This window comes from Leucobacter luti (assembly GCF_019464495.1).
GTDB lineage: Bacteria > Actinomycetota > Actinomycetes > Actinomycetales > Microbacteriaceae > Leucobacter > Leucobacter luti_A.
The window spans coordinates 764,696-790,271 of record NZ_CP080492.1; the positions used below are offsets into that span (position 1 = coordinate 764,696).

General features: G+C 66.1%; 26 protein-coding genes and 1 pseudogene. 10 read left to right on the forward strand and 17 right to left on the reverse strand.

Going from position 1 to position 25,576, the window contains the following annotated elements:
- Nucleotides 1-95: 95 nt before the first annotated feature.
- The 5 genes from K1X41_RS03420 to K1X41_RS15345 all read right to left on the reverse strand — a co-directional run bounded on the left by K1X41_RS03420 (nucleotide 96) and on the right by K1X41_RS15345 (nucleotide 6,518).
- The gene (locus K1X41_RS03420; protein ID WP_220175325.1) at nucleotides 96-887 is read right to left on the reverse strand and encodes an amino acid ABC transporter ATP-binding protein; all 792 of its coding nucleotides are present in this window, start codon (nucleotides 885-887) and stop codon (nucleotides 96-98) included.
- Nucleotides 884-1,741: an amino acid ABC transporter permease gene (locus tag K1X41_RS03425; RefSeq protein WP_220175326.1), complete on the reverse strand. Its 858-nt coding sequence runs from the start codon at nucleotides 1,739-1,741 to the stop codon at nucleotides 884-886. The genes K1X41_RS03420 and K1X41_RS03425 overlap by 4 nt, the downstream gene beginning before the upstream one ends.
- Nucleotides 1,742-1,775: 34 nt before the next feature.
- Nucleotides 1,776-2,600 carry an ABC transporter substrate-binding protein gene (locus K1X41_RS03430; RefSeq protein WP_220175327.1) on the reverse strand — a complete coding sequence of 275 codons (825 nt, stop codon included), beginning with the start codon at nucleotides 2,598-2,600 and terminating at the stop codon, nucleotides 1,776-1,778.
- Between the two features lie 263 nt (nucleotides 2,601-2,863).
- Nucleotides 2,864-4,189: an amidohydrolase family protein gene (locus K1X41_RS03435; RefSeq protein ID WP_133616218.1), complete on the reverse strand. Its 1,326-nt coding sequence runs from the start codon at nucleotides 4,187-4,189 to the stop codon at nucleotides 2,864-2,866.
- A 154-nt stretch (nucleotides 4,190-4,343) separates the two neighbouring features.
- Nucleotides 4,344-6,518: an adenosylhomocysteinase gene (locus K1X41_RS15345; protein ID WP_258566630.1), complete on the reverse strand. Its 2,175-nt coding sequence runs from the start codon at nucleotides 6,516-6,518 to the stop codon at nucleotides 4,344-4,346.
- A gap of 51 nt (nucleotides 6,519-6,569) precedes the next feature.
- Between K1X41_RS15345 and K1X41_RS03445 the strand changes: the two genes are divergently transcribed.
- Nucleotides 6,570-6,911 carry a GNAT family N-acetyltransferase gene (locus tag K1X41_RS03445; protein ID WP_133616216.1) on the forward strand — a complete coding sequence of 114 codons (342 nt, stop codon included), beginning with the start codon at nucleotides 6,570-6,572 and terminating at the stop codon, nucleotides 6,909-6,911.
- 157 nt (nucleotides 6,912-7,068) lie between these two features.
- Here the strand turns inward: K1X41_RS03445 and K1X41_RS03450 are convergent, their stop codons facing one another.
- The 7 genes from K1X41_RS03450 to K1X41_RS03480 form a co-directional block, all read right to left on the reverse strand.
- A complete protein-coding gene (locus K1X41_RS03450; RefSeq protein ID WP_132205028.1) occupies nucleotides 7,069-7,833 on the reverse strand; it encodes an ABC transporter permease in 765 nt (254 codons plus the stop codon).
- On the reverse strand, nucleotides 7,830-8,612 hold the full coding sequence (locus K1X41_RS03455) for an ABC transporter ATP-binding protein (RefSeq protein WP_133616215.1): 783 nt from the start codon (nucleotides 8,610-8,612) through the stop codon (nucleotides 7,830-7,832). Before K1X41_RS03455 ends, K1X41_RS03450 begins: the two co-directional genes overlap by 4 nt.
- Nucleotides 8,609-8,989: a DUF1048 domain-containing protein gene (locus tag K1X41_RS03460; RefSeq protein ID WP_132205025.1), complete on the reverse strand. Its 381-nt coding sequence runs from the start codon at nucleotides 8,987-8,989 to the stop codon at nucleotides 8,609-8,611. Before K1X41_RS03460 ends, K1X41_RS03455 begins: the two co-directional genes overlap by 4 nt.
- Before the next feature lie 100 nt (nucleotides 8,990-9,089).
- Entirely contained in the window at nucleotides 9,090-9,422 is a 333-nt protein-coding gene (locus tag K1X41_RS03465) for a PadR family transcriptional regulator (RefSeq protein ID WP_133616214.1), read from the reverse strand.
- A gap of 203 nt (nucleotides 9,423-9,625) precedes the next feature.
- Nucleotides 9,626-11,524 (reverse strand): heavy metal translocating P-type ATPase, encoded by a 1,899-nt coding sequence (locus tag K1X41_RS03470; RefSeq protein ID WP_220175328.1) that lies wholly within the window; start codon nucleotides 11,522-11,524, stop codon nucleotides 9,626-9,628.
- 55 nt (nucleotides 11,525-11,579) lie between these two features.
- Nucleotides 11,580-11,978, reverse strand: coding sequence for a Cd(II)/Pb(II)-sensing metalloregulatory transcriptional regulator CmtR (gene cmtR, locus K1X41_RS03475; protein ID WP_220175329.1), 399 nt, complete (start codon nucleotides 11,976-11,978; stop codon nucleotides 11,580-11,582).
- A 223-nt stretch (nucleotides 11,979-12,201) separates the two neighbouring features.
- On the reverse strand, nucleotides 12,202-12,894 hold the full coding sequence (locus tag K1X41_RS03480; RefSeq protein ID WP_243642902.1) for an asparagine synthase: 693 nt from the start codon (nucleotides 12,892-12,894) through the stop codon (nucleotides 12,202-12,204).
- 197 nt (nucleotides 12,895-13,091) lie between these two features.
- Here K1X41_RS03480 and K1X41_RS03485 point away from each other — a divergent pair, with 197 nt between their 5' ends.
- Together K1X41_RS03485 and K1X41_RS03490 are read left to right on the forward strand one after the other, a co-directional pair.
- Nucleotides 13,092-13,412 (forward strand): DMT family transporter, encoded by a 321-nt coding sequence (locus K1X41_RS03485; protein WP_132205017.1) that lies wholly within the window; start codon nucleotides 13,092-13,094, stop codon nucleotides 13,410-13,412.
- Between the two features lies 1 nt (nucleotide 13,413).
- Nucleotides 13,414-13,836, forward strand: coding sequence for a DMT family transporter (locus K1X41_RS03490; RefSeq protein ID WP_132205015.1), 423 nt, complete (start codon nucleotides 13,414-13,416; stop codon nucleotides 13,834-13,836).
- Here K1X41_RS03490 and K1X41_RS03495 read toward each other — a convergent pair.
- The 3 genes from K1X41_RS03495 to K1X41_RS03505 all read right to left on the reverse strand — a co-directional run bounded on the left by K1X41_RS03495 (nucleotide 13,833) and on the right by K1X41_RS03505 (nucleotide 16,951).
- Nucleotides 13,833-14,540, reverse strand: coding sequence for a metal-dependent transcriptional regulator (locus K1X41_RS03495; RefSeq protein ID WP_132205282.1), 708 nt, complete (start codon nucleotides 14,538-14,540; stop codon nucleotides 13,833-13,835). The two genes, K1X41_RS03490 and K1X41_RS03495, sit on opposite strands and share 4 nt — an antisense overlap.
- A 153-nt stretch (nucleotides 14,541-14,693) precedes the next feature.
- Nucleotides 14,694-16,106 (reverse strand): aminotransferase-like domain-containing protein, encoded by a 1,413-nt coding sequence (locus K1X41_RS03500; protein WP_258566631.1) that lies wholly within the window; start codon nucleotides 16,104-16,106, stop codon nucleotides 14,694-14,696.
- Entirely contained in the window at nucleotides 16,103-16,951 is an 849-nt protein-coding gene (locus tag K1X41_RS03505; RefSeq protein ID WP_132205003.1) for a DNA-methyltransferase, read from the reverse strand. The genes K1X41_RS03500 and K1X41_RS03505 overlap by 4 nt, the downstream gene beginning before the upstream one ends.
- A 122-nt stretch (nucleotides 16,952-17,073) precedes the next feature.
- Between K1X41_RS03505 and K1X41_RS03510 the strand changes: the two genes are divergently transcribed.
- Both K1X41_RS03510 and K1X41_RS03515 read left to right on the forward strand, forming a co-directional pair.
- Entirely contained in the window at nucleotides 17,074-17,430 is a 357-nt protein-coding gene (locus K1X41_RS03510) for a VOC family protein (protein ID WP_220175330.1), read from the forward strand.
- Nucleotides 17,431-17,473: 43 nt separating this feature from the next.
- Nucleotides 17,474-17,971 (forward strand): YbaK/EbsC family protein, encoded by a 498-nt coding sequence (locus K1X41_RS03515; RefSeq protein WP_220175331.1) that lies wholly within the window; start codon nucleotides 17,474-17,476, stop codon nucleotides 17,969-17,971.
- Nucleotides 17,972-18,131: 160 nt separating this feature from the next.
- Here the strand turns inward: K1X41_RS03515 and K1X41_RS03520 are convergent.
- Together K1X41_RS03520 and K1X41_RS03525 are read right to left on the reverse strand one after the other, a co-directional pair.
- Nucleotides 18,132-19,345 (reverse strand): annotated as a pseudogene (locus tag K1X41_RS03520) (enoyl-CoA hydratase/isomerase family protein).
- A gap of 61 nt (nucleotides 19,346-19,406) precedes the next feature.
- On the reverse strand, nucleotides 19,407-20,729 hold the full coding sequence (locus K1X41_RS03525; protein WP_220175332.1) for an MFS transporter: 1,323 nt from the start codon (nucleotides 20,727-20,729) through the stop codon (nucleotides 19,407-19,409).
- 40 nt (nucleotides 20,730-20,769) lie between these two features.
- On the opposite strand from K1X41_RS03525, the gene K1X41_RS03530 reads away from it, so the two are divergent.
- From K1X41_RS03530 to K1X41_RS03550, 5 genes are all read left to right on the forward strand, one after another.
- Nucleotides 20,770-21,609: a DUF3097 family protein gene (locus tag K1X41_RS03530; protein WP_132204995.1), complete on the forward strand. Its 840-nt coding sequence runs from the start codon at nucleotides 20,770-20,772 to the stop codon at nucleotides 21,607-21,609.
- Nucleotides 21,610-21,676: 67 nt separating this feature from the next.
- On the forward strand, nucleotides 21,677-22,537 hold the full coding sequence (locus K1X41_RS03535; RefSeq protein WP_132204993.1) for an arginase family protein: 861 nt from the start codon (nucleotides 21,677-21,679) through the stop codon (nucleotides 22,535-22,537).
- Nucleotides 22,534-22,965 (forward strand): Fe-S oxidoreductase, encoded by a 432-nt coding sequence (locus K1X41_RS03540; RefSeq protein WP_258566634.1) that lies wholly within the window; start codon nucleotides 22,534-22,536, stop codon nucleotides 22,963-22,965. The genes K1X41_RS03535 and K1X41_RS03540 overlap by 4 nt, the downstream gene beginning before the upstream one ends.
- Entirely contained in the window at nucleotides 22,962-23,852 is an 891-nt protein-coding gene (locus K1X41_RS03545) for an alpha/beta fold hydrolase (RefSeq protein WP_220175333.1), read from the forward strand. Before K1X41_RS03540 ends, K1X41_RS03545 begins: the two co-directional genes overlap by 4 nt.
- Before the next feature lie 147 nt (nucleotides 23,853-23,999).
- Nucleotides 24,000-25,565, forward strand: a complete 1,566-nt coding sequence (locus K1X41_RS03550) for an ABC transporter substrate-binding protein (RefSeq protein WP_220175334.1) — start codon at nucleotides 24,000-24,002, stop codon at nucleotides 25,563-25,565.
- Nucleotides 25,566-25,576 lie beyond the last annotated feature (11 nt).

A 25,576-nucleotide genomic window follows, 5' to 3' on the forward strand; every position in this document is an offset into this window, starting at 1 on the left:
TTCGTGCACAGACATTCCCGGATCAGTGAAACTTTCTTCTCCGATATATCTCAGTTCGGGATCCCGGCCGCGCTGCGGCCCGAGCGCAGGAAGCTTTAGGCGAAGGGATCCTGCAAGCGGCGCAAAAACTCGCGCGTCTCCGGCTGCTGCGGATCAACGAAGATCTGCTCCGGAGTGCCCGACTCCACGATCACGCCATCCTTTAGGTAGACCACACGATCCGCAACGCGGCGCGCAAACGACATCTCGTGGGTCGCCATCACGATCGTGGACCCTGCGGTCTTGAGCTCGCGCACGAGATCGAGCACCTCGCCGACAAGCTGCGGATCCAGCGCGCTCGTAATCTCGTCGAGCAGCAGCAGTTCCGGATCCGTCGCAATCGCGCGGGCAATGGCAACGCGCTGCTGCTGTCCGCCCGAGAGCCGGTCCGGGAACTCCTGTGCTTTGTCAGCAAGGCCGATCCGCGTGAGCAGCGACATGCCGGTGGCCTCGGCTTCGGCCCGTGGGGTGCCGACGACTTTGCGGGCGGCCAGCGTCACATTGTCGATCACCGACATGTGAGGGAAGAGGTTGTAGTGCTGAAACACGACGCCGATCCGCGCGCGCACCGCGTCGACTTTCGTGCGTGGATCCGTGATGTCTTCGCCGCTGAGCAGGATCCGCCCGTCGTCAACCTGCTCCAGCAGGTTCGCGGTCTTGAGCAGCGTCGACTTTCCTGATCCGGAGGCACCGATGAGCACGACCACCTCGTGGGCGGCAACGGTGAGGTCGATGCCACGGAGCACTGGCTGATCGCCGAAGCGTTTGTGCACCGCCTGCACATCGAGCACGGGAACGGTCGTGCTCGTGCTCGTGTTCCGAGAGTTCCCAGCGGCCAGCCCGGTCATACGACTCCCCCGATCTGCTCGCGTTTCTGCGCCCGCGCCGTCACCCAGTCTGTCAACCGAATGAACGGCAGCGAGAGCAGGACAAACAGCACACCTGCGAGCACATACGGCGTGAAGTTATAGGCGGACGCGACCTCGATCTGCGCGGCACGGATCGCGTCAACGGCACCGAGCGCCGAGATGAGGCCGACGTCCTTCTGCAACGAAACGAAGTCATTCATCAGCGCTGGCGTCACCTTACGCACGGCCTGCGGCAGCACCACCAGGCGCAGCGTCTTGCTGTGGCTCAGCCCGAGTGAGCGCGCCGCGAGCCGCTGCGAGGGGTGCACGGCATCAATGCCGGCCCGCAGTACCTCAGCCACATACGCCGAGTAACACAGGATCAGGGCGATCGCGCCCCAGAACTGCGCTGGCATGCGTCCGGTGAGTTCGAGCCCCGGGATCCCGAACCCGACGAGGTACAGCACGAGCAGCACCGGGATACCCCGGAAGAGGTCGGTGTATCCCGCGGCCAGAAGCCGGATCGGGGTGAACACCGCCCCCTTCAGCGTGCGCGTGATCGCGAGCAGTGTGCCGAAGATGGCGACACCGATCACGGCGAAGAACAGCACCTGGATGTTCAGCCAGAGTCCTTCGATCACGCGCGGAAAGGCCTGCACCGCGACGTCGAGATCGAAGAACGTCTCGCTGACGCGGCTCCAGCCAGGGCTGTTGATCAGCAGCACCGCGATCACGGCCGCGAACAGCAGTGTGCTGCCGACGCTGACGAGGATCGACTGGCGCTTCCGGGTACGCCGGTACCCTCGGCGCTCGAGTTCAATCGAGCTGACCTCGCGTGTGTACGGTTGACTCACCTGGGGGCTGCGTTCCTACGTCGTTCGAGTGCGGTTACTTCAGAACCGGAGCGCCCTGATCCGCGATCCACTTCTCGGTGAGCTTGTCGAGCTCACCGTTCTCGCGAAGCGTGTCAACGGCCTTCGTGACATCCGCGGTGAGGGCAGAATCCTTGGGCAGCACGATCGCGAACTCATCGCCACCGGCCTCAGACTCGAGCTGGCCGACGATCACACCGTCGTCAAGCTGCGCGTCTCGGACGTAGTACGCGCCAGGCAGGTCAGTGACGAGCGCGTCGATCGTACCGTTCTTGAGTGCGGCAACCGTGTCATCGACGTTGTTGAAGACCTGGAGCTTTTGCGTCGGCGCGATTACGTCTTCTGCGACGGTGAGCGACGTGGTGCCTGAAGCGACGCCGATGACGGCGTCCTTGAGATCGGCGATACTCGTGGCCTTCGCGGCGTCGGTGCCGCCAGCTGCCACAACGGCCTGCGTTGTCACGTAGTAGGGCGAGGAGAAGTCCACAGCCTTCGCGCGATCCTCGCTCACCGAGAACTGCTGCAGATTGAGATCGAAGTCCTTGGGCCCCGGTGCGATCGCGGCGTCGAACGTGGTCCGTACCCAGACGACGTCGTCCTTGGCGTAGCCGAGCTCGTCAGCGACCGCATAGGCGACGGCGGCCTCGAAGCCCTCCCCGCTCTCGGGGTCATCGCCGAGCACCCACGGCTCATAGGCTGGCTCGCCCGTCGCAATGGTGAGCTTGCCCGCCGTCACGGTGTCAGACGCTGCGGCGTCCGTGCCGCCAGCGCAGCTGGTGAGCGCGAGGAGTGCGGCGGCGCCGACAGCGACCGCTGCGGCGAGGCGAGATGTGCGGGACATGTGGACTCCTATGACGGTGCGAAGAATGTATGGGGTGCCGCGCACAGCGCGCGCACCACGCTCAAGTGTAGAAGATGTCGGACCACTCTGCGCGCACTGCCGTCACGCAGAGAAATGTCGGGGAGCAGGCCGAGCGACGTGCGGAGCCGAAGCGCGGCCGTGCCCCACACGCTGGACACGGAAGCGGCGTGCCTGCACCCACCACCATTCCCGGATCGATCGCGCCGGAGCTCGATCGCTCCGGAGCTCGATCGCTCCGGGGCTCACTCGATCCGGGGCTCGCCGTCGGAGGCGAAGCGTTCGATACCCGCGACGATCGTGCGCCGAGCCCGCCCGGCGCCGTCTTCGACAAGTTCAGCGAGGGCCACATCGGGGTCCGTCGAGTCTGTCGCGAAGAATGCAAGATCCGCGAGCGCGCCCACTCCGAGCTGCCCGATCCGGCGCTTGCCAACGTGCAGACCCAGCGCCGCGGCGCCTCCGAGCGTGGCTGCGCCGAACAGACGCTGGTGCAGATCATCGCCGCGATATCCCTGCTCGCGCGCGACGCGGTAGAGCGCAGCGACGTCAGCGAGCAGATCGAGCGAGGGCGACGACGACAGCGAGTCGGTGCCGACCGCAATCTGGTTGCCCTCGCGCAGGTACGCTGCGACAGGCGGCATATCGAGGCCGATGACCTCGTTCGAGCGCGGGCAGAGCGCAACACTCGTGCCGCGTGCGCGCAGCAGTGCGCGATCCGCAGCGCTGACATAGACCCCGTGGGCAATATGGCAGTCTGGGCCGAGCACGCCGAGGTGATCGACGAACTGCGTCGACGAGACGCCGATGCCGTGCGAGCGGAGCGCACGGAAGCTATCGGCGGCGAGCTCGGGCCACTCCCCGTGGCCCGCCGGCCCTGCGTAGCCGTCGATCCCGTCGAACTCGCGCTCCATGTGCGCCTCCGCGAGGTGAATGTGGAGCCGCAGCCCTTCCTCGCGCACGATATCGGGGAGCTCGAGCAGCGGCTGGACCTCAAGCGAGTAGGGAGCGTGCGGTGACACCCCTGCGCCTGGCGGCGTAGGAATGCTCCTGATCTGTTGGCGCACTTCCTCGCGCGCGGCCTCATCCCAATCCTGGTTGCTCTTGCCGTAGACCTCCCAGTAGGCGATTCCGTGCATTCCCGCATCGTGCAGCGCGCTCAACGCTTCCCGGTCGGTGATGACATCTGCGGCGGCCGTGACACCTGCTGCGAGGCTCATCGCCGCCCCCGCCGCTGCCGCCGCAGCCCAGTTGTGGTTGCCGCGCTCGTAGACGACATCGAATGCATCGCCCCAGTGATCGAAGCCCGTGTACCTGCGTTCCGCGATCTCGGCCATGTGGGTGTACTGCAGGTGGGTGTGGGCGTTCACGAGGCCCGGGGCGATCACGCCCTCCCAGCGTTCCTCGCGGTACTCGACACCGCGTGCGTCCAGCGCCTCGCGCACCCAGCGGCGATCTCCAACGTGCAGGATGCGATCGCCCTGCACGGCAACCGCACCGTCGACGATCCGAGGACTGGTGACGGGAAAGACGAGGGGGGCGCTGTAAACGACAATCGCGGCTGTACTACTCACCAGGAGAGTCTAACGACCTCGGTCCGGAGTTGCCCGGTAGCGGTGCACGTGCCAGGGCTGAGCTGCTCCGCCGGCACGCGATCGCGGCGGTGTCGGATCAGCTTCGCCGCCGCGCGCTGCGAGAGCCGCGCGTGCCACCAGGACTTCGTCGGCTTCAGACAGGGTGTGCACGCCTGGCGGCAATTCCTCCGTCAGCAGCCGCAGGAGCGCAGCGAGCTGCGTCGCAAAAGAAAGGTCCATCACTTCGATGGGGTTCCCCTCCCCCGCCGAATAGTTCACGCCGCCCCCTCGGCGAGCACGAGCGGCCCAGCCGGGGGCCGCCCGACACCGGCGCGCTGCGCGCTGGGGGTCTCGTGCGAATCCGGCGCCCGCCACTCAGCGACGCGGGGGCGATCTCAGTCACCGACCAGCCGGCAGCGGCAAGCGCTTCGAGCGCAAGCTCGTCGTCGATTCCTCCGGCCACCGCCACCACCGCACCGGGCCGCAGCAGCGCGAACCCCTCGACATCGAGCGTGTGCCACACACCAGTCGCACTCACCACGACGTCCGCCTGCGGCAGCGCTGCAGCAGAAGTGTTCGCACCGAACCCGTCGTGCAGTGCGGCAAGCGCGCGCACCGGATCCTGCTCGACCACGGTAATCTCCGCGCCCAGCGCAGCAGCGAACCGCGCAACACCCTGGCCAACGGGGCCGTAGCCGAGCACGGCCCAGTGGGTCCCCGCGATGCCGCGATAGTCAGCAGTCGCTGCGTCCCACACGTCCGCGACCGCAAACACGCAGGATTGTCCTGTGCCGATCAGATTGTCAAAGCCTGTTTTCGTGCGCGCATCATTCACCGCAATCACCGGGATCCTGAGTTCGCCTGTGGCGGCCATCTCGTGGAGCGGTCGCACACCGCTCGTGGTCTCCTCTGCGGCCGCCCTCAGCGTCGTCAGTGCGAGCTGGCGCTCCGAGTGCGCGAGGCGCACGAGGTGCGACCCATCATCGATGAGCAGCTCAGGAGCCCAATCGAGCACCGCGGCAGCATGTGCGGCGTCCATTGCCCGAGCGACGCCGTTCCCGGACACGGGCGCGAGCGGGGCAAACACGGCGACCTTGCCGGTGGCGGCGAGCGCAGCCGCCACCTCAGGGTCGGTTTCACTGACCGCGCTAAACAGCGCAACCGCACAGCCAGCCTCGGCGAGGGCAAGGGTGAACGCCGCGGTTTTCGGTTCGAGCACGAGACTCACCGCAATCCGCGGCACCGCGGCACCTGTGGCAGTTCGTAGCGCGGCAGCGAGGGTGGCAGTGGTGGGCATGCCGCGTGCCGCCCACGCGATTTTTGCAGCGGCGTCACTCCCGCGAGGTGAGTCGATTGTACCGTCGAGGCCGACGGAGACACGTGGGAGTGGATCGGCGCGCAGCTGGGCGCCCGGGACGTCCGCACCGCTCCTGGGCGCCTCCGTGCGCGATGCGCGGATCACCGCCTCGGGGCCGTCCACCACGGTGTCGCCGAACGCGAACTCGACCCGTGGATCCCTGCCGTCGACGATCCGGACGCCCATCCGTGTCAGGGAGGATCGGAGCGCTGCGCTCGATGCGGAGTCTGTGACGTCGAGACTCGCGATGCCGCCGGCGAGCATTCGGTTCCCCGCACGGGCTGCAGCACGGAGCGCGCGTTCAACAGCAAGCAGTCGGGGTCCATCGGTGTGCTCAGTCAACGGCTCAGTCCTTTGATTTCGTGGGAGCGGGAGTTGGCTTCTCGTCCACGTCCGGGGTGACCGTGGCCAGCTCTTTGCCTTCTTCGGTAGCAGCGTCCTCCGCGCGCAACGCGGCCCATTGGGCGCACGCGACATCTGGGTCGCTCGGGAGTGCGAGGGCAGTGCGCGCGGCAGCCGCAGCGGCAGCGGTCTCGTCGCCCCCTTCCAGGAGTAGTCGACCAGTGCGGTGGCATCGAGTTTCACGAGCTTGAGCGCCTGCTCACGATCATCGAGCAGCGTCCGCCGCACGTCGGCGACAGCGGCTCGCGCCGGCTTTGGCCACGTCGTTTCTTTGGGATCAAGTTGTGCCGCTGCACGCGAGCTCGCGCTCGCGACCTTTGCAAGAGCATCGGTGACACCGCTCTCGTTTGCTGGACCGCGCAGGGCCGCAATGCGCAACCGCTCAAGCTCGGCGTCGGCCTGATCCCACGCCGCATTCACCGGGCACACCGCATCGAGGTACGCGCCTCCAGCCTGGCTCGCGGTGAGCACCTCGGGTTCGGGGGGCGGCGGGGCACTGCAGGAGGCGAGGGTGAGGATCATCGCGATCCCGGCCCCCGCGACGATGGCGTGCCGTAACGACTTGTACACCTCTCGAGGATAGCCCGAGCGAAGTGAGAGTTCCGGGGTTAGGCTGTGCCCATGGCGAGATACACGAGTGAAGCCGAGGCAGCGGCTGACGGATTCAGCATTGTGCACGAGCCGGAGCAGCACCGCTTCGCTGTGTACCGCCGCAATGGTGACATTGAGCGACTGGTTGGCGAAGCGCACTATTCCCTTACGGAGGCAACTGCTGGGATCGCCGGCAGCATTGATTTCGACCACACCGTGGTGCGGCCAGAGTACCGTGGCACGGGTGTGTCTGGCCTCCTCGCGCACCGTGCCGTGACTGACGACGTCGTGCGCGATCGCCGCGTGCTCGCGTCGTGCTGGTTCATCGAGGGGTATCTGGCGCGGCACCCCGAACTGCTCACAGATCGATAGCCGCGCCTGCGCGCTGCACACCACACTCGATCCTGAACGCACTCGCCCCTGCACACACGAAGCCTGTGCCGCTCAGCCGAGCTGAATGGCACAGGCCACCGATGAGGTCGCCGAGCGTGCTCCGCTCGGTCGTTGCTGTCGCCCGACCGCACACCGCCTACCGGATGCGTCTGCGATACATGGCTCCCGCAGCGACGTAGGCCACGGCGAGAATGCCGACGAGCCATGCGAGCGCGACCCAGATTTCGCCGCCAACTGGTGTGCCTTCGAACAGCGCACGGATCGTATTCACGATCGATGTCACCGGCTGGTGCTCCGCGAACCAGGCCACAGGTCCCGGCATCGACGCCGTCGGCACGAACGCCGAGCTGATGAACGGCAGGAAGATCAGTGGGTAGCTGAACGCGCTTGCGCCGTCGACCGTCTTCGCTGCAAGGCCCGCGATGACCGCCAACCACGTGAGTGCGAGAGTGAACAACACCAAGATCCCGATCACCAAGAGCCACGCGAGTGGCGAGGCGCCGGAGCGGAACCCGAGCAGTACGGCGACCCCGATCACAATGGCAACGGACACCAGATTTGCGGCCAGAGAGGTGAGCACGTGTGCCCAGAGGATACTGGAGCGGGAAATCGGCATGGATTGGAACCGTTCGAAGATCCCTCCCTGCAGATCAAGGAATAGACGATAGGCCGTGTACGCGACCCCAGAGGCGATCGTGATCAGCAGGATACCCGGCAGCAGGTAGTTCACGTAGGACGTGTCCGTGCCGGTGTTGATCGCACCGCCGAGCACGAAGACAAAGAGCAGCATGAGCGCGATGGGGGTCACGGCAGTCGTGATGATGGTGTCAGGACTCCGGAGGATGTGGCGAAGTGAGCGCCCCGTCAACACCCGTGTGTCGGTCAGTGCATGGGAGGTCATCGGTCTTCCTTTCCCGTATTGCCGACGAGGGCGAGGAAGATGTCCTCCAGCGACGGTCGTTTCTCGACGTATTCCACGGTCGCCGCAGGCAGGAGCTGAGTCAGCTCCGCGAGGGTGCCCTGCTGGATGATCCTGCCCTCGTGCAGGATCGCGATCTGGGTGGCGAGGCGCTCTGCCTCTTCGAGGTACTGCGTGGTGAGCAGCACTGTCGTGCCACCAGACGCGAGTTCGGACACGATCTGCCACACTTCGGCGCGTGCCTGCGGGTCAAGGCCGGTGGTGGGTTCATCGAGGAAGACGACCGGTGGGTCCCCAATGAGGCTCATCGCAATGTCTAGTCTGCGGCGCATGCCACCGGAGTATGTTCCTGCGCGACGTCCCCCAGCATCAGTGAGTGCAAAGCGAGCGAGCAGCTGATCCGCGATCACCCCTGGCTGCTTCAGATGACGCAACCTGGCGACCAGCACCAGGTTCTCGCGCCCGGTGAGCACCTCGTCGACCGCGGCGAACTGCCCAGTGAGGCTGATTGCGCGTCGCACGTCAGCCGCGCCGGCTTGGACATCCCACCCATGCACCATCGCCGAGCCGGAGTCAGCTCGCAGCAGTGTGGCGAGGATCCTCACCAGAGTGGTTTTGCCAGCTCCGTTCGAGCCGAGCAACGCGCAAATACTGCCCGCACGCACGCTCAAATCGACGCCGCGGAGCACGGCGAGCTCACCGAACGACTTTGTGAGTCCGTCCACCTGAATCGCGAGTGCGGCGGGTGCGGCGGCGGTCATGATGCGTCGCCTCCCCCAGCCTCGGCAATGGCGGTCTCGATGGCGCGAGTGAGACGAGCCCGCTCTCTGTCGATCCACTCTTTGCCCATGTATGCGCGACTGAATGACTCGGCGAATTCGACGGGGTCTTCGCCCAGGATGTCGTGCACCGGGGTACCGTCGACCGCAGCACGCTCCCAGAGATCGACATGGTCGCCGATCATACGGATAAGCGTGTCTCCGTCGGAGATTCCGGCGTAATAGTTGAAGTACCGGTGCAGCGCTTTCACGGTGGCACGGTAAGGCTCGGGCAGCGCTTCAACGCGCGCCATATCGGACTTGTACTGCTTCTTCTGCGAGAGCGAGCCGGTCAGGGCTTCGATCCATTGTGCGGCCATGATGTGGCTCCTTGTAAATATCAGGGGGATGGGGGGTGCGGGGATGCTGGGATGCAGCAGGCAATGCTGCGGCGCTGCGGTCCGAGGAACGGTGTCGTTCTTATCCGGTCGGCACGGGGCGGAGGTGTTCGATACGTGCTGAGATGAAATCCCAGGTCTGCCAGAAATCGGCCAGCTGCTCGCGTCCGCTCACATTGAGGGAATACACCTTGCGCGGAGGCCCCTTCTCGGACGGCACCTTCTCGACGTCGACGTAGCCCTTTTGCTCGATCCGGATGAGCAGCGCATACACAGTGCCCTCCACGATGCTTTCGAAACCCTCGTCTCGCAGCCTCGTCGTGATCTCATATCCGTAAGCTGGGCGGTCGGTCAGGATCGCGAGCACGATGCCCTCGAGTGTGCCTTTCAGCATCTCGGTCATGTGCGTTGCCACTGGTGCACTCCTTTCTACTCAGTGTCACTAACTACCGCTATAAAGTAACACTAAGTACCGGTAGATAGCAACACCAAGTACCAAACTTTTCTGGGCCTACATCTGAGCCACAGGCCCCACCGCAATGGGAGGTGCGCGGAAACACGGGCGCGAGTCCAAGGCGGTGTGCTCCGCAGCTCACCCGGCCATCGCCCTCCCGGGAGTCAGTGCGTGCGCGCCGCGCGCAGCCCGTTCGCAATCACCACGAGCTCAGCAATCTCGTGCACCAGTACCACCGCAGCCAGCCCTAGCACCCCGGAAACGGCGAGCGGCACGAGGATGACGACAATGGCAATGGACAGCACGATGTTCTGGTTCATGATTGCCCGCCCCCGTCGCGCGTGCGCGAGAGCTTTCGGAATGAGTCGCAGATCGTGACCAGTGAATGCAATCTCGGCGCTCTGCACCGCAGCATCGGACCCCGTCACCCCCATGGCGATCCCGACCGTCGCCCCTGCGAGGGCAGGCGCGTCATTCACCCCGTCGCCGATCATCGCCGTGGGTGCCGCGGCGGAGAATGCGGCCACGAGTTCCGCTTTGTCTTCTGGGCGGAGCGCGGCATGCACGTCAGCAATACCGGCCTGCTTCGCAAGCACAACCGCAGTTCGCGGGTTGTCGCCGGTGAGCATTGATACGCGGATGTCCCGATCCTTGAGCGCTCGCACCATCGCCGCAGCCTCGGGCCGCAACTCGTCGCGCACACCGATTACCCCCACGACAACACCGTCGCGTGCGACGAGCGCGCACGTCTGCCCGTCAGCCTCCAGGGCAGCGACATCAGACCGGAACCGGCCGGCGTCGATCCACCGCGGGCTCCCAACAGCGATGAAGTGCCCCTCCACCAGCCCCGATACACCCCAGCCAGCCTCCTCGCGCACCTGCTCTGCGACGAACAGCTGTGGCGACGCACGGGTCACTGCGCGTGCAAGCGGGTGCGTCGAAAACTGCTCCAGACTGGCGGCCAGCTCAAGCACTCGCGCTTCGTCCACATCGCCGCCTGCAATGACGCTGCTCACCGTCGGCTCGTTCCGCGTGAGCGTGCCCGTCTTATCGAGCGCAACGTGTCGAACCGACCCGAGCAGCTCGAACGCAGCGCCGCTCTTCACAATCACCCCAAAGCGGGTCGCAGCCCCGATTGCCGAAATTACGGTCACCGGCACCGCAATGGCAAGCGCACATGGCGAAGCTGCCACGAGCACCACGAGCGCGCGCGTGATCCACGTTTCCGGATCCCCGAGCAACGCCCCGATTCCCGCAACGAGCATCGCGAGCAGGATAACGCCCGGCACGAGAGGCTGTGCAATGCGATCGGCAAGCCGAGCACGCGCCCCGCGCTCCGCGTGCGCACGCTCAACCAACTCCACGATCGTGGTGAGCGAGTTGTCTGAGCCCGCAGCGACCGTCTCAATTTCGAGCACCCCGGAGGCATTGATCGCGCCGGCGGACACCGGATCGCCCGGCCCCACGTCAACCGGGATTGACTCGCCGGTGAGCACCGCAGTATCAAGCGCGGAACGCCCAGCCCGCACCACACCGTCTGTCGCAATCCGCTCCCCCGGGCGCACGAGCAACCGCTGTCCGATCAGGATCGAACTCGCAGGCACATTCACCCAAGTGCCACGATCGAGCACAGTCGCTCTCTCGGGCACGAGGTGCAGCACTGCACGAAGCCCCTCACGCGCCCGGACCATCGCGGCATCCTCCAGCGCCTCGGCCAGGGCATAGAGGAACGCCAGCGCAGCCGCCTCACCCACAAAGCCGAGCACGACAGCGCCGACTGCGCTGATGGTCATCAGGAGCGCGATGCCAACAGTGCGGCGCCTGAACAGAGCCACGAGTGCACCGGGGACAAAGGTGGCGGCCCCGAGCAGCAACCCGATCCAGAATGCCACCTGACTGGCCAGGTCAGACCCGACCCACTCCAGGATGAGGCCGGCAATGAGCATCACGCCTGACGCGGCTGGAAGCGCCAGCCCGAAGTTTCGCCACCACTTCAGCGGCGGGGAGCGCCGCGCACCACCCTCCGAGACGTGCGCGTCAGCAGCACAGCACTCTGCGCTCATGCGGCACCACTCACGGCTTCTTGGCAGGTGCTTCCTGCCGGGGACACCGGAGGGCTCACCTGAGCCACACTTCCTCCCCCGGGCCCAGACTGACAGCCCCTTCGGCGCTCCCAGCGCAGCACCCCAGCACCCCACACCCAGGATCACTGCAAGGCACACCCTCGTCCACTGCGAGTGTGACGGCGAGGAGAGAATGCAGAGCCGCGGCGAGGTGCGGGTCCACAATCTCGTAGCGCGTCTGCCGCCCTTCCGGCTCGGCGGCAACGATTCCACAGCCCCGCAAACACGCCAGGTGGTTCGACACATTCGTGCGGCTCAGCTCAAGTTCTCGCGCCAGCTGCGCCGGATACCCCGGGCGCTCGAGCAGCGAGAGCAAGATCCGAGATCTTGTGGGATCGGACATTGCCCGTCCCAGCCGGTTCAGAGCATCAATCCGGGAAGCAATGGTCAGCATGCACTGACTATACAGCGATCACTGACCAGTCAGCAAGAACATCCCTCGGCCGCAGCACCTCGCGCACCGACCCCAGAGATCAGGCTCGCGAGGTACTGTGGCGCTTCCTGGCAACACTGGGCCGCCGCACTGACGGAATCGTCGGCACGTGGGCGGCACGGAGCACGAAAAACCGGGGCGTGAGGTACGCGGTCGTGCGGCGCCGCCCGCCCCGGAACGTCTGCTAGTCGCGATCCTTGCGCTTGAACAGACGTGGTTTGTCCGCTTTCTCAGAGGCGGGGGCTGCGACGTGCTCCTGGATAAGAGCCGTGAGATCCTTCTCGATGAGCTGCTGAATCCGGCTATCGCGGGCGCCTCGGTATTCCTCGGAGTCCCCGCCGCTGTAGTACGGGTGCGTTGCCCGTTCTTTCAATGAGTCGCCAATTTCGTCCCAGGCCATCGCCCGAGCCCGCTCAGCAGTGGCCCGCAGCGACTCGTCATCAGCGGCGCGAGCGTGCAGCTCCTCCGCCACACGCTCATACACCTCTTGCCGGTGTCGCAGCGTACGGTTGTCGTCATTGCCGTAGTCCGATTCACTCCAGGAACTACGGCCGGTGTCACGAATCTCCCCGCGCATCCGCGCGATGTGCTTCGCGTCGCGTTCCCGCTCAATCGCGAGATCTTCGGTCGCTTCTCGCACCATTTCAACGATCTGCGCGCTGTCGTAGTCGACGTGCTTCTGCAGCGCATTCATGATGATTGCGTTCTTCACGGTCATGCGCACCGCGACATCTGCGACCAGCAGCCCCTGTTCGACGATCTCCTCAACCGGGGCGAGCACCCGCTTCGGCAGCCGCCGCAGCGGGCGCGACTTCCCCCGCTTGCGCTTCTTCGACCAGCCGAACACTGTGCTCCTCTCGCGCACCCAGGTGGGCACCCTTCTATTATCTCGGATTCGAGACTGGAAAGGCAGCCTTGTGACGTACCGCTTCGTCAGGACTTCTTCGCTTAAGTCTGTGCACAAGCTGGGCACTGCGGCGCGCCCCATGTGAGAAACTGGAACCTGACCCCGGCGCTGGGGTGCGGACGAGGGAGCAGTACCCGCACAGTGACGACTGCCAGAGAGATGTCATTGTGACCCTCGCATGGATTGCGCTCATTCTGAGCGGCCTGCTCGAAGCCGTCTGGGCCACCGCGCTCGACGCGTCAAAGGGCTTTCGGAAACTCTGGCCCACCGTCATATTTCTCGTCTCGTATCTCGCAAGCATGGCCGGGCTCGCGTACGGCATGACCGAGATTCCCGTCGGCACCGCCTACGCAGTGTGGGTGGGCATCGGCGCAGTACTCACCGCAGCATGGGCGATGGCCACACGGAAAGACCGGGCCACCGTGCTCCGCGTCGCCCTCCTGGTCGGGCTGATCGCCTGCGTCGTCGGTCTCAAGGCGGTGAGCTGAGATGGCGTCACGCGCACAGATCGCAGCCCAGGTCCCCCGGGATGCAGCGGCCCCGGGCGCGAAACAGGCCTCGACACGACACTGGGTGATTCTGTTTGCCAGCGCAGTGCTCGAAGCTGTGTGGGCGCTCGCCCTCAAAGAGTCGCATGGATTCACCGTGCTCGCCCCCACTATCGTGTTCGCAATCGCGAATCCCATCAGCCTCTTTGGCCTGGGCTACGCAATGCGAGGGTTGCCGGTCAGCGTCGCCTACGCGATCTGGACTGGGCTCGGCGCAGCACTCACCGTGGCGGCGTCGATCCTGATGGGCCTCGAGGCACCTTCGGTGCTGAAGCTCGTGTTCCTGGCGGGAATCGTCGGCTGTGTGATCGGCCTCAAATTCGCGAAGGATCCAGCCGAGCCTGTCGCCGTCGCCCCGCGCTAGGCCGACGGGCGGTCGGCGGAGTCCGCGCTGGCGGCCACCGCGACCCATACCGAGGCGGCAGCGGCCGGCCCCAGACTGACGGGGTCGGCCGCTTCTCCGACGCGCACCGTGACCGTTTCCGAGTAGGGTTCTCCCGGCAAGAGCTCGAGCTGGGCGTCAACGACAAGGCCGCGACTCGCGAAGTACTGCAGCATTGCGGTGTCCGAATCTGAAATACGTTCCACCCGCACCGTGCAGGGAGCCGTGACCTCTGCCAGAATCACGGCGTCTGGACGGTGCACCAGCCCATCAGCGCTGGGAATCGGATCACCGTGCGGATCCCGCTTCGGGTATCCAAGCGCCCGATCGACACGGTGAATGAGTTCATCGGAGACCGCGTGCTCCAGTCGATCCGCCTCCGCGTGCACCTCGTCCCACTCGTACCCGAGCGCCTGCACCAGGTACGTCTCCAAGAGCCGGTGGCGACGGATCATCGACACCGCGTGTTCACGCCCCAGCTCCGTCAGCGTCACACTGCCGTATCGAGCGTGCCCGATCAGTTCGAGGTCTGAGAGCTTTCGAAGCGCATCGGACACTGTGGAGAGGCGCACCCCGGCTGATTCCGCGATCGCCGAGTTTGAGACGGGCGCCTCAGACCACTCTTGCAGCCCCCAAATCACTTTGAGGTAGTTCTGCATACTGGGGGAAAGATCGTCCACGCTCACGCCCTCAGGATAGCCTGCCGCCCGAGCTCGAAGCCTCACGCAGTTCAGCCAGGCGCGCCAGGGGCCAGGAGGACCGTTCTGGCTTCTGTGTGCCAGGGCGCCAACGGGTCAGCGACAATCGCTACAGCGTGTCGAGAATCGCGCGAAGCCGGATCAGTGCTCGCTCAAATTCTGCGTCGTCTGGCCCGCCCATCCCCAGCACGAGCCCAGCCATACCATGAGCCTGCTCCCTGCGCTGCCAGTAGCGGGCAAGGCCCTGCACGCCGAGCCCCTCGGCTTGGGCAGCTTCCAGCACGGCGGATTCGCGATCTCCTCCGGCCTCAGTGGTGAACTCGAGCACCGTGTGCAGGCCGCCGTCCATCGGCCGCACACGCAGGCCGTGGGCCCCCGCGAGGCGATCCGATACAGCGTCCCGGCGTGCGGCATACCGGCGCAGCATTCGCGCGGTGTGCCGCCGCAGTTCACCACTCGCGAGATAGCCAGCGAGCGCCGCCTGCACCACACCCGAAACCGGGCCCCCAGCTCCCGGCGCAGAGGCTCGAGACGCGCCCGAAGTCCAGCCGGGGCGAGCAAATACCCTGCGGCCAGGCCCGGCGCGATGGTCCGCGAGAACGTTCCCAGCAGCACGACTGATCCGTGCTGCGGATCATCAAGGGCGGCAAGTGTTGGCAGCGCGCTGCCGGTGTATCGCAACTCCGAATCGAAGTCATCCTCCACCACGACGACCCCGGTGCGCCTGGCCCACGCGAGCAATTCCCGGCGACGCGGCAGCGGGAGTGATCCTCCGAGCGGGTATTGATGGCTCGGCGTCACGATCACGGCGTCGAGCAGCCCGTCAGGCAGGCGGCTCGTGTCGAGCCCTTCCGCGTCAGCGGGAAGCGCGACGATATTCGCTCCATAGCGTTGCGCCGCGCCGCGCAGTGACGGCAAGCCCGGATCCTCAACTCCGATGACCAGCTCGCGCCCCCGCGTCCCTCCCAGCGCCGTGAGGAGCACCCCGAGGCCGTCACGGGTACCGGCGGTGACGATGACATCGCTCGCCGCTCGCGCTGTGCCACGCATGCGGCGGAGATGCTCAGCGATTTCACGGCGCAGAGCCGGGTCACCCAGTGCGGGCGGCACGACATCCACGTGCGCGGCGGCGTCTCGCCACGCGGAACGCCATGCCGGGCCGACGACCGAGTCGGTGATGGGGAGACCGGGCGCGAGGGGCTCTGGCCTCGCAGCGGCCTCAGGCTCCGGATCACTCACCGCCGAAATCTCACCGCGGGCCACCCCGGCTGGCTCAGTCAGCTCGAGCGCCGGGTTGACCTGAGTGCCCCGCCCGTGCGTGGCTGCGAGATACCCCTCTGCAACCAGCTGTTCATAGGCCACCACCACGACGCCGCGAGCGATACCCAGCCTTCTCGCGAGTTCCCGTGTCGCTGGCACGTGCTCGCCCGGACGCAGTGTGGCGGCGTCGATCGCTTCGCGCAGCGCCGCGGCAAGCTGCACCGGAAGCGGGACATCGGCCGTCCGGTCCAATTGCACGGGAAAGCTCCCCACGGCGACGCTGATCTCACTCACGCGAACGCCACCTGCTGCTTCTCGAACCGCGTGCGCATGACGTCAATCGCCTCCGGATTGTCGTCAATCAGCACGAAGCGCCGCCCCAACTCCGCAGCAGCCGCCCCAGTCGTGCCGCTGCCAGCGAAGGCGTCGAGGACCCAATCCCCCGGCCGCGACGAGGCCTGCACGATTCGGCGCAGGATCCCCACCGGTTTCTGCGTGGGGTAGCCGGTGCGCTCCTGCCCGGTCGGCGACACGATCGTGTGCCACCAGGTGTCGGTCGGGAGTTTTCCGCGCTCGGCCTGCTCCGGCGTGACGAGGCCGGGAGCCATGTACGGTTCGCGATCCACGGCTGCGGCATCAAAGTAGTAAAAATCCGGCAGCTTGGCGTAGACCAGGATATTGTCGTGTTTCGCTGGCCAGCGACGTTTCGTTCGCGCACCGTAGTCGTAGGCCCAAATGATCTCGTTGATGAAGCACTCCGGCCCGAACATCGCGTCGAGCAGCACTTTTGCATAGTGCACCTCCCGGTAGTCGAGGTGGAGGTAGAGGAGTCCGTCAGGAGAGAGTACGCGCCACGCCTCTTCGAGTCGCGGCTCAAGGAAGTCCCAGTAGTCGCTGAACCGGTCGTCATAGGCGAGGGTTCGTTCTCGGGTCACTTCGTAGCCCTGTCCGCGGAAGCCCAGCCGGCCCCCTGCAGCGCGCACGCCACGCACCCGCTCAGCCTGCCGAGATCGACCCGTGTTGAAGGGAGGGTCGAGATAGACCACAGCAAAGGCGCTTCCGGGAAGGCTGCGCAAGATCGGCAGATTGTCGCCCGCGTAGACCACGTCGGGGCCGGTTGGATCCCAGCGCTCATGCATCTCTCCAGCGTACCGGCAGGCGGTGGGACGCTCGCGTTGTTCCGGTGTGCGCTGCGTATCCGTGGTGTGCTGGATACGCTGGACTGCGTACCCCTGCGTCTCAGCACCGAAGGAGCTCCCTGATGATTCGACTCGGCATGATCACCGTTGACACCGAAGATCCTCGCCCGCTCGCGGCGTGGTGGGCCGAGCGATTGGGCGGCGAGATCGTGCATGATGCTGACGGCTGGTTTTGCATGGTGCAGGCACCATCAGCTCCCGTGGCACTCGGGTTCCAGAAGGTGGAATACCCCACAACGGGCAAGAACCGGCTGCATCTCGACCTCGATCGCACTCCCGACGTCGATCGCGACACCATGGTGACGGAGTGGACAGCTGCGGGCGCAACACATCTCGGCCGCCGAGGCGAGGCGGGGTTCTCCTGGGATACGTTCACAGATCCCGCGGGAAACGAATTCTGCATCGGAGATCCGCACTAGCGTGTGCGGCACTGACAATTTCCTGTTTCGGAAAGGACACAGCATGGCATCCACTCGAGTCCGCACACACTTGCGCGCGCACGGCTGGGACGGTGAGATCTTAGAGTTCGCGGAGTCCAGCGCCACGGTTGATCTCGCCGCGGAGAAGGTCGGCACTGAGCCTGCGCGCATCGCAAAGACGCTTGGGTTCTATGATCCGGAGGATCCCACACGAGCGCTCATGGTGGTTGCTGCGGGCGACGCCCGCGTCAACGGTGGCCGGTTCAAGCGCGTATTCGGCACGAAACCACGAATGCTGCAGGGCGACGACGTGCCTGCGCTCACTGGCTACCCCATTGGTGGGGTGTGCCCGTTTGCGCCGGCAGAGACGGCCAGAGTCTTCCTCGACGCGTCACTGCGGCGGTTCGAGACGGTCTTCCCGGCCGCAGGCACCGCGACATCGGCGGTAGAGATCCCCGTCGAGCAACTCGCGCAGCTGAGCGGCGCGGCTGGGTGGGTCGACGTGACGCTGGGCTGGCAGGGGCCCGACGAGATGGAATGACCCCAGCGGCGACATCGGGAGCGTGCTGGGTGTGCTGATGGTGGACGCCGCGCCTCAGCCACGGGGGTCCACCGCACCGCCGGTTGCGCGTGGCTGGCCAGAGCACGCTGCAGCCGCCACGTAGCGCACGGGCCACGCCGCGCGAGCCGTACTGCGGGAGTCAGGCTGCGTCGGCGCTCAGCTCGAGCGCGGTCTCCTCCGGTAGCAGCGCCGGGTCGACGATGCCCATGAGCTCCTCGCGGTTGAGTTCCTCGATCGACGCCGGTACCCACGCTGGGGTGCGGTCCTTGTCGATCACCTGCGCGCGCACCCCTCTACGAAATCCGCGCGCGCCCCAATCCTGCCCAGCACGCGCAAGTCATCCGTAAGCACCGCGGCGAGATCCAGACTTTCACGGCGCGTGCGGTCAAGCTGGGCCAGCGTCACGGCCACAGAGGTCGGGCACATCGCGCGCACCGTGGCGGCTGTCTCGACCGCAGCCGGGTGACCACTCGCTTCGAGAGCCGCAATCAGGCGCACAGCCGCAGCAGCCGGATCCACACTCGCGGGCGGGTGCGCGTCGCCGAGCGCGGACTCCGCGATCGGATCCCACCACTGTGCTGCCGCCATCACCGGATGCGACGGCCCGTCCTTCCGCTCCGGAGCAGGCTCTGCAAGCCTGGCCAGCACTTCAGCGACGTCCTCGCCTGCGGCGAGCGCGATGCGCAGTGCTTCGAGCCGGTCACTTCGTACATACACGTCTGCGAAGCCGAGCGCAATCGCATCAGCCGCCCCGAACTCCCCTGCAGTCACCGCCAGCAATTCCCCGAGGCGACCCGGAGCACGCGCCAACAAGAAGTGCCCCCCGACGTCGGGGGCGATCCCAATCCGTGCCTCAGGCATCGCGAGCCTGCTCCGCTCCGTCACGACCCGGTATGCGGCGTGCCCGCCGAGGCCAATCCCCCCGCCCATGGTGATCCCATCCATGATCGCGACCACGGGGACAGGTGAAGTCGCCACACGATAATCCACCGCATATTCGAGCGCGAGGATGGGACGAGGGTCATCGCCAGAGAGCTCTTTGATGTCGCCTCCGCCGCAGAAGCCACGTTCCCCAGCCCCATCGAGCAGGATACGGCGGGGCACCGTCCCGCTCGCGGACTCGCTCGATTCGTCGTGCGCCTCACGAGCCTCCCGGAGCGCACCTGCAAGCAGTCGGAACATGTCCTGCGAGAGCGCGTTGATCGCCCGCGGACGATTGAGCGTGATGTGTGTGATCGCTCCCTCGTGCCGCACCCGAACGAGCGGCTCAGCGGGGACGACGGGGACGGCCTGGACAGCTGACGGCGCTGCACCAGAGGTTGGCGTATCGTTCGCGGAGGCTTCGGTGCTCATATCAGCACCGTAGCAGCGCTGCCCCGCGCTCGACGAGACGGGCTACTGCGCCCGGGATCTCTCAGGGCGTTGGGGCGTGTGCGTCGTACCGCATGAAGCCGCGAGCGGTGCGCGCGAGGATCAGCATCGTCACGCAGATCAGCACCCCTCCGAACAGCGGCGGGGCCCACAATGCGATGAGCGTCGCAATGCCGCCGGCCAGCAGATCGCCGATCCGAGGCCCCCCAGCCACCACCACGTAAAACAGTCCCTGCATGCGTCCGCGCACATCGTCGGGCGCCGCGGTCTGCAGGATCGTGGTGCGGAACACGGCACTGACGTTGTCGGCCGCGCCGGTGCCCGCCAGCGCAAGACCGGCGAGCACGATCGCCGGCACGAGCGGCTCATTCGGACTCGCTGGACCGGCAATGATGCCGGTGCACAGCAGCACAACTCCGAAGAGCGCGGTGCATGCCCCGAACGCTGCGATCGCCACCGTCACCGCCCGGCCTTGCCTCCGCACGCCGCCGAGTGGACCGGAAAACAAGCCGCTGAGCAGCGCGCCGATGGCAAAGGACGCAGTGAGAATCCCCACGGTCACGGGGCCGCCGCCCAGCACCAGGGCTCCGGCTGCCGGGAACACCACCCGAGGCGTCCCCAGGATCATGGCGATCAGATCCCACACGAACGTGGCGCGAACGTTGGGGGCAGTGCGCAGGAAACGCATACTCTCGACGACCGAGCCGAACCCAGCTGCCTTCCGCTCGCCATCGGGCACCATCTTCGGCAGGCTCAGGATCCCCAGGAAAGCGCCAGTAAACAGCACCGCGTCGAGCAGATAGGTCCACGGAAAGCCGACACTCGCGACAAGCACTCCTGCGACCGCAGGGCCCACCGTGATCGCGAGCCCCATGGTGATCCCGCTCAGTGCCGCAGCCGCGGGGAGAAGCTGCGGGCTCAACAGCCTCGGCAGGATCGCACCACGCGTCGCACCCAGAATCGTCGCCGAGGCGGCATTGACCGCCGCGAGCACGTAGTAGGGCCAGGTGACGCTCACGTCGAGGAACGCAATGAGCGCCATCACACAGATGCTGCCCCATGCGATGATCGCGGTGACGAGAGCGACGAGGCGCCGATCATAGGTATCAGCGAGCGCACCGCCGACGAACCCGGCAAGGATCATTGGCCCGAGTGCCCAGAGGGCCACGAGCGCGACTGCCAGCGTCGATTCCGTCAGCGCATACACGTGGAGGCCGACAGCCACGATCGTGACCTGCGCCCCGATCTGAGCAATCGAAGTCCCCGTCCACAGCTTCGCGAACGCCGGACTCGCCCGCAGCGGCGTAATGTCAACAAACACTGAGCGGGAAGTACGTTTGGGATTGCCGTCGTCATCAGGTGCCACCGCTGAACGCTATCAGGTGAGCGGCCGATACACTCGAGTCGTGTTCGATGCTCGGTATGACGACGATCCGCTGGCAAAAATGAAGCCGCGGCGAGGCCCGGTTCAGCGGCGCGAGGTCCCGCTTGCCCGCGATCTCGTCGTGGAGCACAGCGAGACCGAATGGTGCGGCGCCGTCGTGGGCGCCCGCGAAGGACTCGTTCAGCTCGAGGATTTCCGTGGCAAGGTGCGTGCGTTCCCGCTCAGCGATGGCTTCCTCATTGACGGCGAACCCGTCCGCCTCGTGATGCCGCAGCGCAAGCCAAGCGGTCGTCAACGCACTGCTTCCGGATCGTTTGCGGCCGCCCCCCAGCGCGCCAGGGTCGCCATGCCCAGCCGCATCTTCGTTGAGGGCAAACATGACGCCGAGCTCGTCGAGCAGGTCTGGGGCGATGATCTGCGGGTTGAAGGCGTGGTCGTCGAGATGCTCCAGGGCGCAGACAATCTTGCCGACGTACTCACCGACTTCAGGCCTGGCACGGGGCGTCGCGCCGGCGTACTGCTCGACCATCTGGTGCCACGCAGCAAAGAATCACGGATCGCGGATGCCATTGCACGCGGACCGCACGGAGCACACGTTCTCATCGTCGGCCACCCATTCGTCGATATCTGGCAGGCCGTCAAGCCGGGCCGTGTTGGCCTTGAGGCCTGGCCAACGATTCCGCGCAGCATCGAGTGGAAGAAAGGCATCTGCCTGGCCCTCGGGTGGCCGGGCGACGAGCCTGCCGACATCGCCGATGCGTGGTCTCGGATCCGCGGCCGCGTGCGCAATTTTCGCGACCTTGAGCCTGAGCTCGTCGGCCGTGTCGAGCACCTGATTGACTTCGTCACCGTCGACGCATAGATACGGCGTGTTCTCACCCATACGGGACTACGATGAGCCTCGGGAACAGGAGTTCAGGGAGGCCACCGTGTCGAAACCCATTTTTCTGGTGATGCCCCAGTGGCAGGGCTCGCCATCGTCACGCGCCATGCGCCTGGCAGAGGGTGCCGCACTGCTGCGCGAGGATCTGCCGTCATCAGCCCGCGTCGATGTCGAAGTACCGCTCGAGGCTGGTGATGCCCTCGGCACTCCGATTGCACGGTTGAGCAGCCTGGTTCAAGCGCGAGACGCAGCGCGTCTCGCACTCACCGGGAACGCTGCGCGTGGTCAGCGCACGCCGATCATCGTGGGTGGCGATTGTGCGACCTCGCTCCCCGGCCTCGAGCATGCGGCTGCGGGTGATGGCACACTCGCGGTGCTCTGGTTCGACGCACACCCCGATCTGCAGCATCCCAGCACCTCCCCGTCGGGTGCGGCCTCCGGGATGACGCTCCGGCATGCCCTCGGCGACGGATCCCCTGACCTCGTCTCACAGCACCCGCTCGACCCGGGGCGCATCGTCCTGGCCGGTACCCGCGAGATCGATCCAGACGAACACGCGGAGGCGACCGAGCGCTCAATTCGCACGGCGGCGCTGCACGACGATCCAGCAGTCTTCGCATCCCACCTGATCACACTGCTCGGAGATGCGGATCGGCTCTACATCCACATCGATCTTGATGTGCTCGATCCTGCGGAATTCACCTCGGTACATACGTCCGTGCCCTTCGGTCTGCCCGTCGGGCATCTCACCACGGCGCTCAGAGCCGCTGTCGAAGCGTTCCCACTCGCGGGTGCTTCGATCTGCGAGTTCGCCCCGCACGACGACGAGATGGCGGCAGACGACCTCCCGACAGTTCTCAGGATCCTCGCCGCGCTCACCTCAGCGTCCCCCCGGACAACCGCATGAGCGCTGGGCCCCGAGCCCTGCCGCTGGCGCGGCTCGGCTACTGGTACGCCACCGGTGTCGGGTTCCTCTGGGGACTCATTTGGAGCACCGGGCCCATTGAGCGTCACGACGGCCTATGGGTGTTCCGAGGCATGCCCAAGTGGACCTTCGGACGGGGCGGCAGCTGCGTCGGCTCTTGCTACCTCACTGATCAGAACGCCGGCCCTGCGGTGCTCCGGCACGAGTGCGTGCACCGCGAGCAGTGGCGCCGGTACGGGCTCGCAATGCCGCTGCTGTACGCGCTCGCAGGGAGGGATCCCCTGCGCAACCGTTTTGAGGTCGAGGCGGGACTGCGTGATGGCGGCTACCTCCGCGGTCCGGTGCCGCGCACCGCAGCGGCGCACACCGATCGCCCGCCACATCAGGCTCCCCCTACACTGGGCGCATGAGTAGCGACCCAGAGTTCAGATTCCTCGCGAGCGATGCCGCCCGGGTCGCTCGCAGCGCTCCCGTGCCGGAGGTGACGCGAGTCTCAGTGCCGGTCGGCGACGGCCGCACGATGAGCGGACTCTCCTTCACCCCCAGCGAGCCGCCCCGCATGGTGGTCCTCCACGGAGCTGGCCTCAACGCGCACAGCTTCGACCCCCTGCTACTCGCCCTCGATGTGCCTGCGCTCTCCCTCGATCTGCCCGGTCACGGACGCAGCGATTGGCGCGCGGACGCCGACTATCGGCCCGATCACCTCGCTGATGATGTGGTGACCGCCCTTGAGACGCTCGCGTCCGAGCCGGTCCTGTTGCTGGGCCACTCTCTGGGCGGCCTCACCGCGGCGCTCGTCGCTGCGGCGAAGCCAGAGCTGGTGCGCGCCCTCGTGATCATCGATATCACGCCTGGGGTTTCGCCACAGGGTGACACCGGCGCGATCGCAGAGTTCATCTCAGGCAAGCGGGACTTCGCAACGATCGACGAGATCGTGGAGCGCGCCCTGGAGTTCGGGATCGGCTCGAACCGCGATGCTCTCACCCGAGGCGTCTCGCTCAACACGCGTCGCCGCCCTGACGGACGCTGGGAGTGGACCCATCATTTCGCGCACCTGAACGGGCTGTCGCCGAGCGACGATCCGCATCCCTACGCGCAGCTCTGGGCCTCGCTCCAGACACTCGAAGTCCCGCTGAAACTGATCCGCGCAAGCGACGGGATCGTGAGCGATGAGCTGGCATCCGAGTGGGCCGAGCAACTGCCCTCCAGCACGATCAGCGTCGTGGCTGGTCCGCACAACTTACATGAGGCTGCGCCGGTCGCCCTCGCCGAGGCGATCCGACCGCTGCGTCCATAACAACCCTGCAACAAGCCTCCGCTCAGTTGGATTGCGAGTGCCGCTGCCGCGTAGTCTCGGCTATCGATGCTCGCGCACGGTCGCGCGTGGATTCGCGATATCCACTGCCCGCACTCCTGCGCGCTCGACCTGAGGAGCCTCCCACTCGTGACCGATCCTTCCGCCGCGGCACCAGCCCGGCGTTCCGTATCCCCATCGCGTCATCGGGGACGGATCCGGAAGACGCTGCTCATCGCGTTGGCCGCGAGTGTGGCGGTCGTCGCGTGCGGTGCCGCATTGACCTCGCTTGCCCGGCCAGCAGGTCCCCCTGCAGCCGGGACCGGCAGCGCGGGCGGCACGGCAACAATCGGGGTGATTCTCGAACCCACAAGTTTGGACATCACGTCGAATCAGGGCATTGCCACCAGTCAGATCCTCATCGACAACGTGTACCAGGGCTTGGTTGGCATCAAACCTGGCACCGTCGCAGAGCTGGTTCCCGTGCTCGCAACCGAACTCCCGGAAATGAGCCCTGACGGACGGACGGCCACCTTCACGCTCCGCACGGGCGTCCGATTCCACTCTGGCGCGCGGCTCACCTCCCACGACGTCGTGGTGTCACTGCGCGAGACGATGCGCCCAGAAACTGTGGGATTCGCTTCAGAGATCATCGAAGTGGACGATTCGACGATTCGAATCGAGCTGGCGGAGCCGAACTCCGGGCTGCTGTGGCAGCTGGCCAACGCACCTGGCCAGATCCGCAAAGCCGGTGCCGAGAACGACCTCACGGTCTCCGCAATCGGCACCGGCCCATACACACTCGATACCTGGGAGCGTGGGAAGCGGCTCACCCTGGTACGCAATGCGGCGTACTGGGGAGAACCGGCCACACTCGACTCAGCCGTGTTCCAATTCGTGCCGCGCGGCCGCGCTGCCGTGACGGCGCTGCGCTCGGGCGAACTCGACGTGCACACGGCGCTGCTGCCCTCGTTGAGTCCTGAGTTCGAGAACGACCCCGAATTCACCTCAGTCGCGGCGACCAGCACTGACGTGTTCACACTGGCCTTCAACTCGCAGAAAGCGCCGTTCAACGATGTGCGCGTCCGCACGGCTCTGAGTCGTGCCATCGACGAAGACGCCCTGATCGCGGCCCAGAACAACAGCGGCACCCCGCTCGGAGGGCCGATCACCAAGCTCGATCCTGGCTACGCAGACCTCACGCAGACGAACGCGTACGATCCCGCCTCCGCTCGCGAGCTCCTGCGCGAGGCCGGGCAAGAGAACCTCAGCTTGACCATCACCATGCCTGATCACTACGACCCCGCACCGATTGATCATGTGAAGCGCCAATTTGCAGCGGTCGGGGTTGCTGTCACTGTCAAAGAGGTGCCGTTCGCCACCTGGCTCGAACAGGTCGCAACGAACCACGACTATCAGGTCAGCTACGTGGATCACGCAGAAGCGCGCAACTTTGGGATCTACGCGAACCCAGACTCCTACTTCGGGTACGACAACGCGACGGTGCAGGGGCTCTACGCAAGCGCCGTCGCCACCACGGATCCGACAGCTGCCGATCACTTACTCCGGGCCGCAGCGGCTCAGGTAGCAACGGACGCCCCTGCCAAGTGGCTGTTCAACTACACGCCGACAAACGTTGTCAGCGCCAATGTCACCGGCTTCCCCACGGTCAACACGAACTCCCGCATCAACCTCGCGGGCGTCAGAGTCAAGTAACGCACTTCCAC

Excerpts from the sequence above, each read along its gene's own strand:
- K1X41_RS03490 (WP_132205015.1), top strand. The coding sequence starts at position 13,414 with ATGGCGTCACGCGCACAGATCGCAGCCCAGGTCCCCCGGGATGCAGCG.
- cmtR (WP_220175329.1), bottom strand. The coding sequence starts at position 11,978 with ATGCTGACCATTGCTTCCCGGATTGATGCTCTGAACCGGCTGGGACGG.
- K1X41_RS03510 (WP_220175330.1), top strand. The coding sequence starts at position 17,074 with ATGATTCGACTCGGCATGATCACCGTTGACACCGAAGATCCTCGCCCG.
- K1X41_RS03420 (WP_220175325.1), bottom strand. The coding sequence starts at position 887 with ATGACCGGGCTGGCCGCTGGGAACTCTCGGAACACGAGCACGAGCACG.
- K1X41_RS03445 (WP_133616216.1), top strand. The coding sequence starts at position 6,570 with ATGGCGAGATACACGAGTGAAGCCGAGGCAGCGGCTGACGGATTCAGC.
- K1X41_RS03515 (WP_220175331.1), top strand. The coding sequence starts at position 17,474 with ATGGCATCCACTCGAGTCCGCACACACTTGCGCGCGCACGGCTGGGAC.
- K1X41_RS03455 (WP_133616215.1), bottom strand. The coding sequence starts at position 8,612 with ATGACCGCCGCCGCACCCGCCGCACTCGCGATTCAGGTGGACGGACTC.
- K1X41_RS03505 (WP_132205003.1), bottom strand. The coding sequence starts at position 16,951 with ATGCATGAGCGCTGGGATCCAACCGGCCCCGACGTGGTCTACGCGGGC.
- K1X41_RS03545 (WP_220175333.1), top strand. The coding sequence starts at position 22,962 with ATGAGTAGCGACCCAGAGTTCAGATTCCTCGCGAGCGATGCCGCCCGG.
- K1X41_RS03540 (WP_258566634.1), top strand. The coding sequence starts at position 22,534 with ATGAGCGCTGGGCCCCGAGCCCTGCCGCTGGCGCGGCTCGGCTACTGG.
- K1X41_RS03450 (WP_132205028.1), bottom strand. The coding sequence starts at position 7,833 with ATGACCTCCCATGCACTGACCGACACACGGGTGTTGACGGGGCGCTCA.
- K1X41_RS03460 (WP_132205025.1), bottom strand. The coding sequence starts at position 8,989 with ATGGCCGCACAATGGATCGAAGCCCTGACCGGCTCGCTCTCGCAGAAG.
- K1X41_RS03430 (WP_220175327.1), bottom strand. The coding sequence starts at position 2,600 with ATGTCCCGCACATCTCGCCTCGCCGCAGCGGTCGCTGTCGGCGCCGCC.
- K1X41_RS03470 (WP_220175328.1), bottom strand. The coding sequence starts at position 11,524 with ATGAGCGCAGAGTGCTGTGCTGCTGACGCGCACGTCTCGGAGGGTGGT.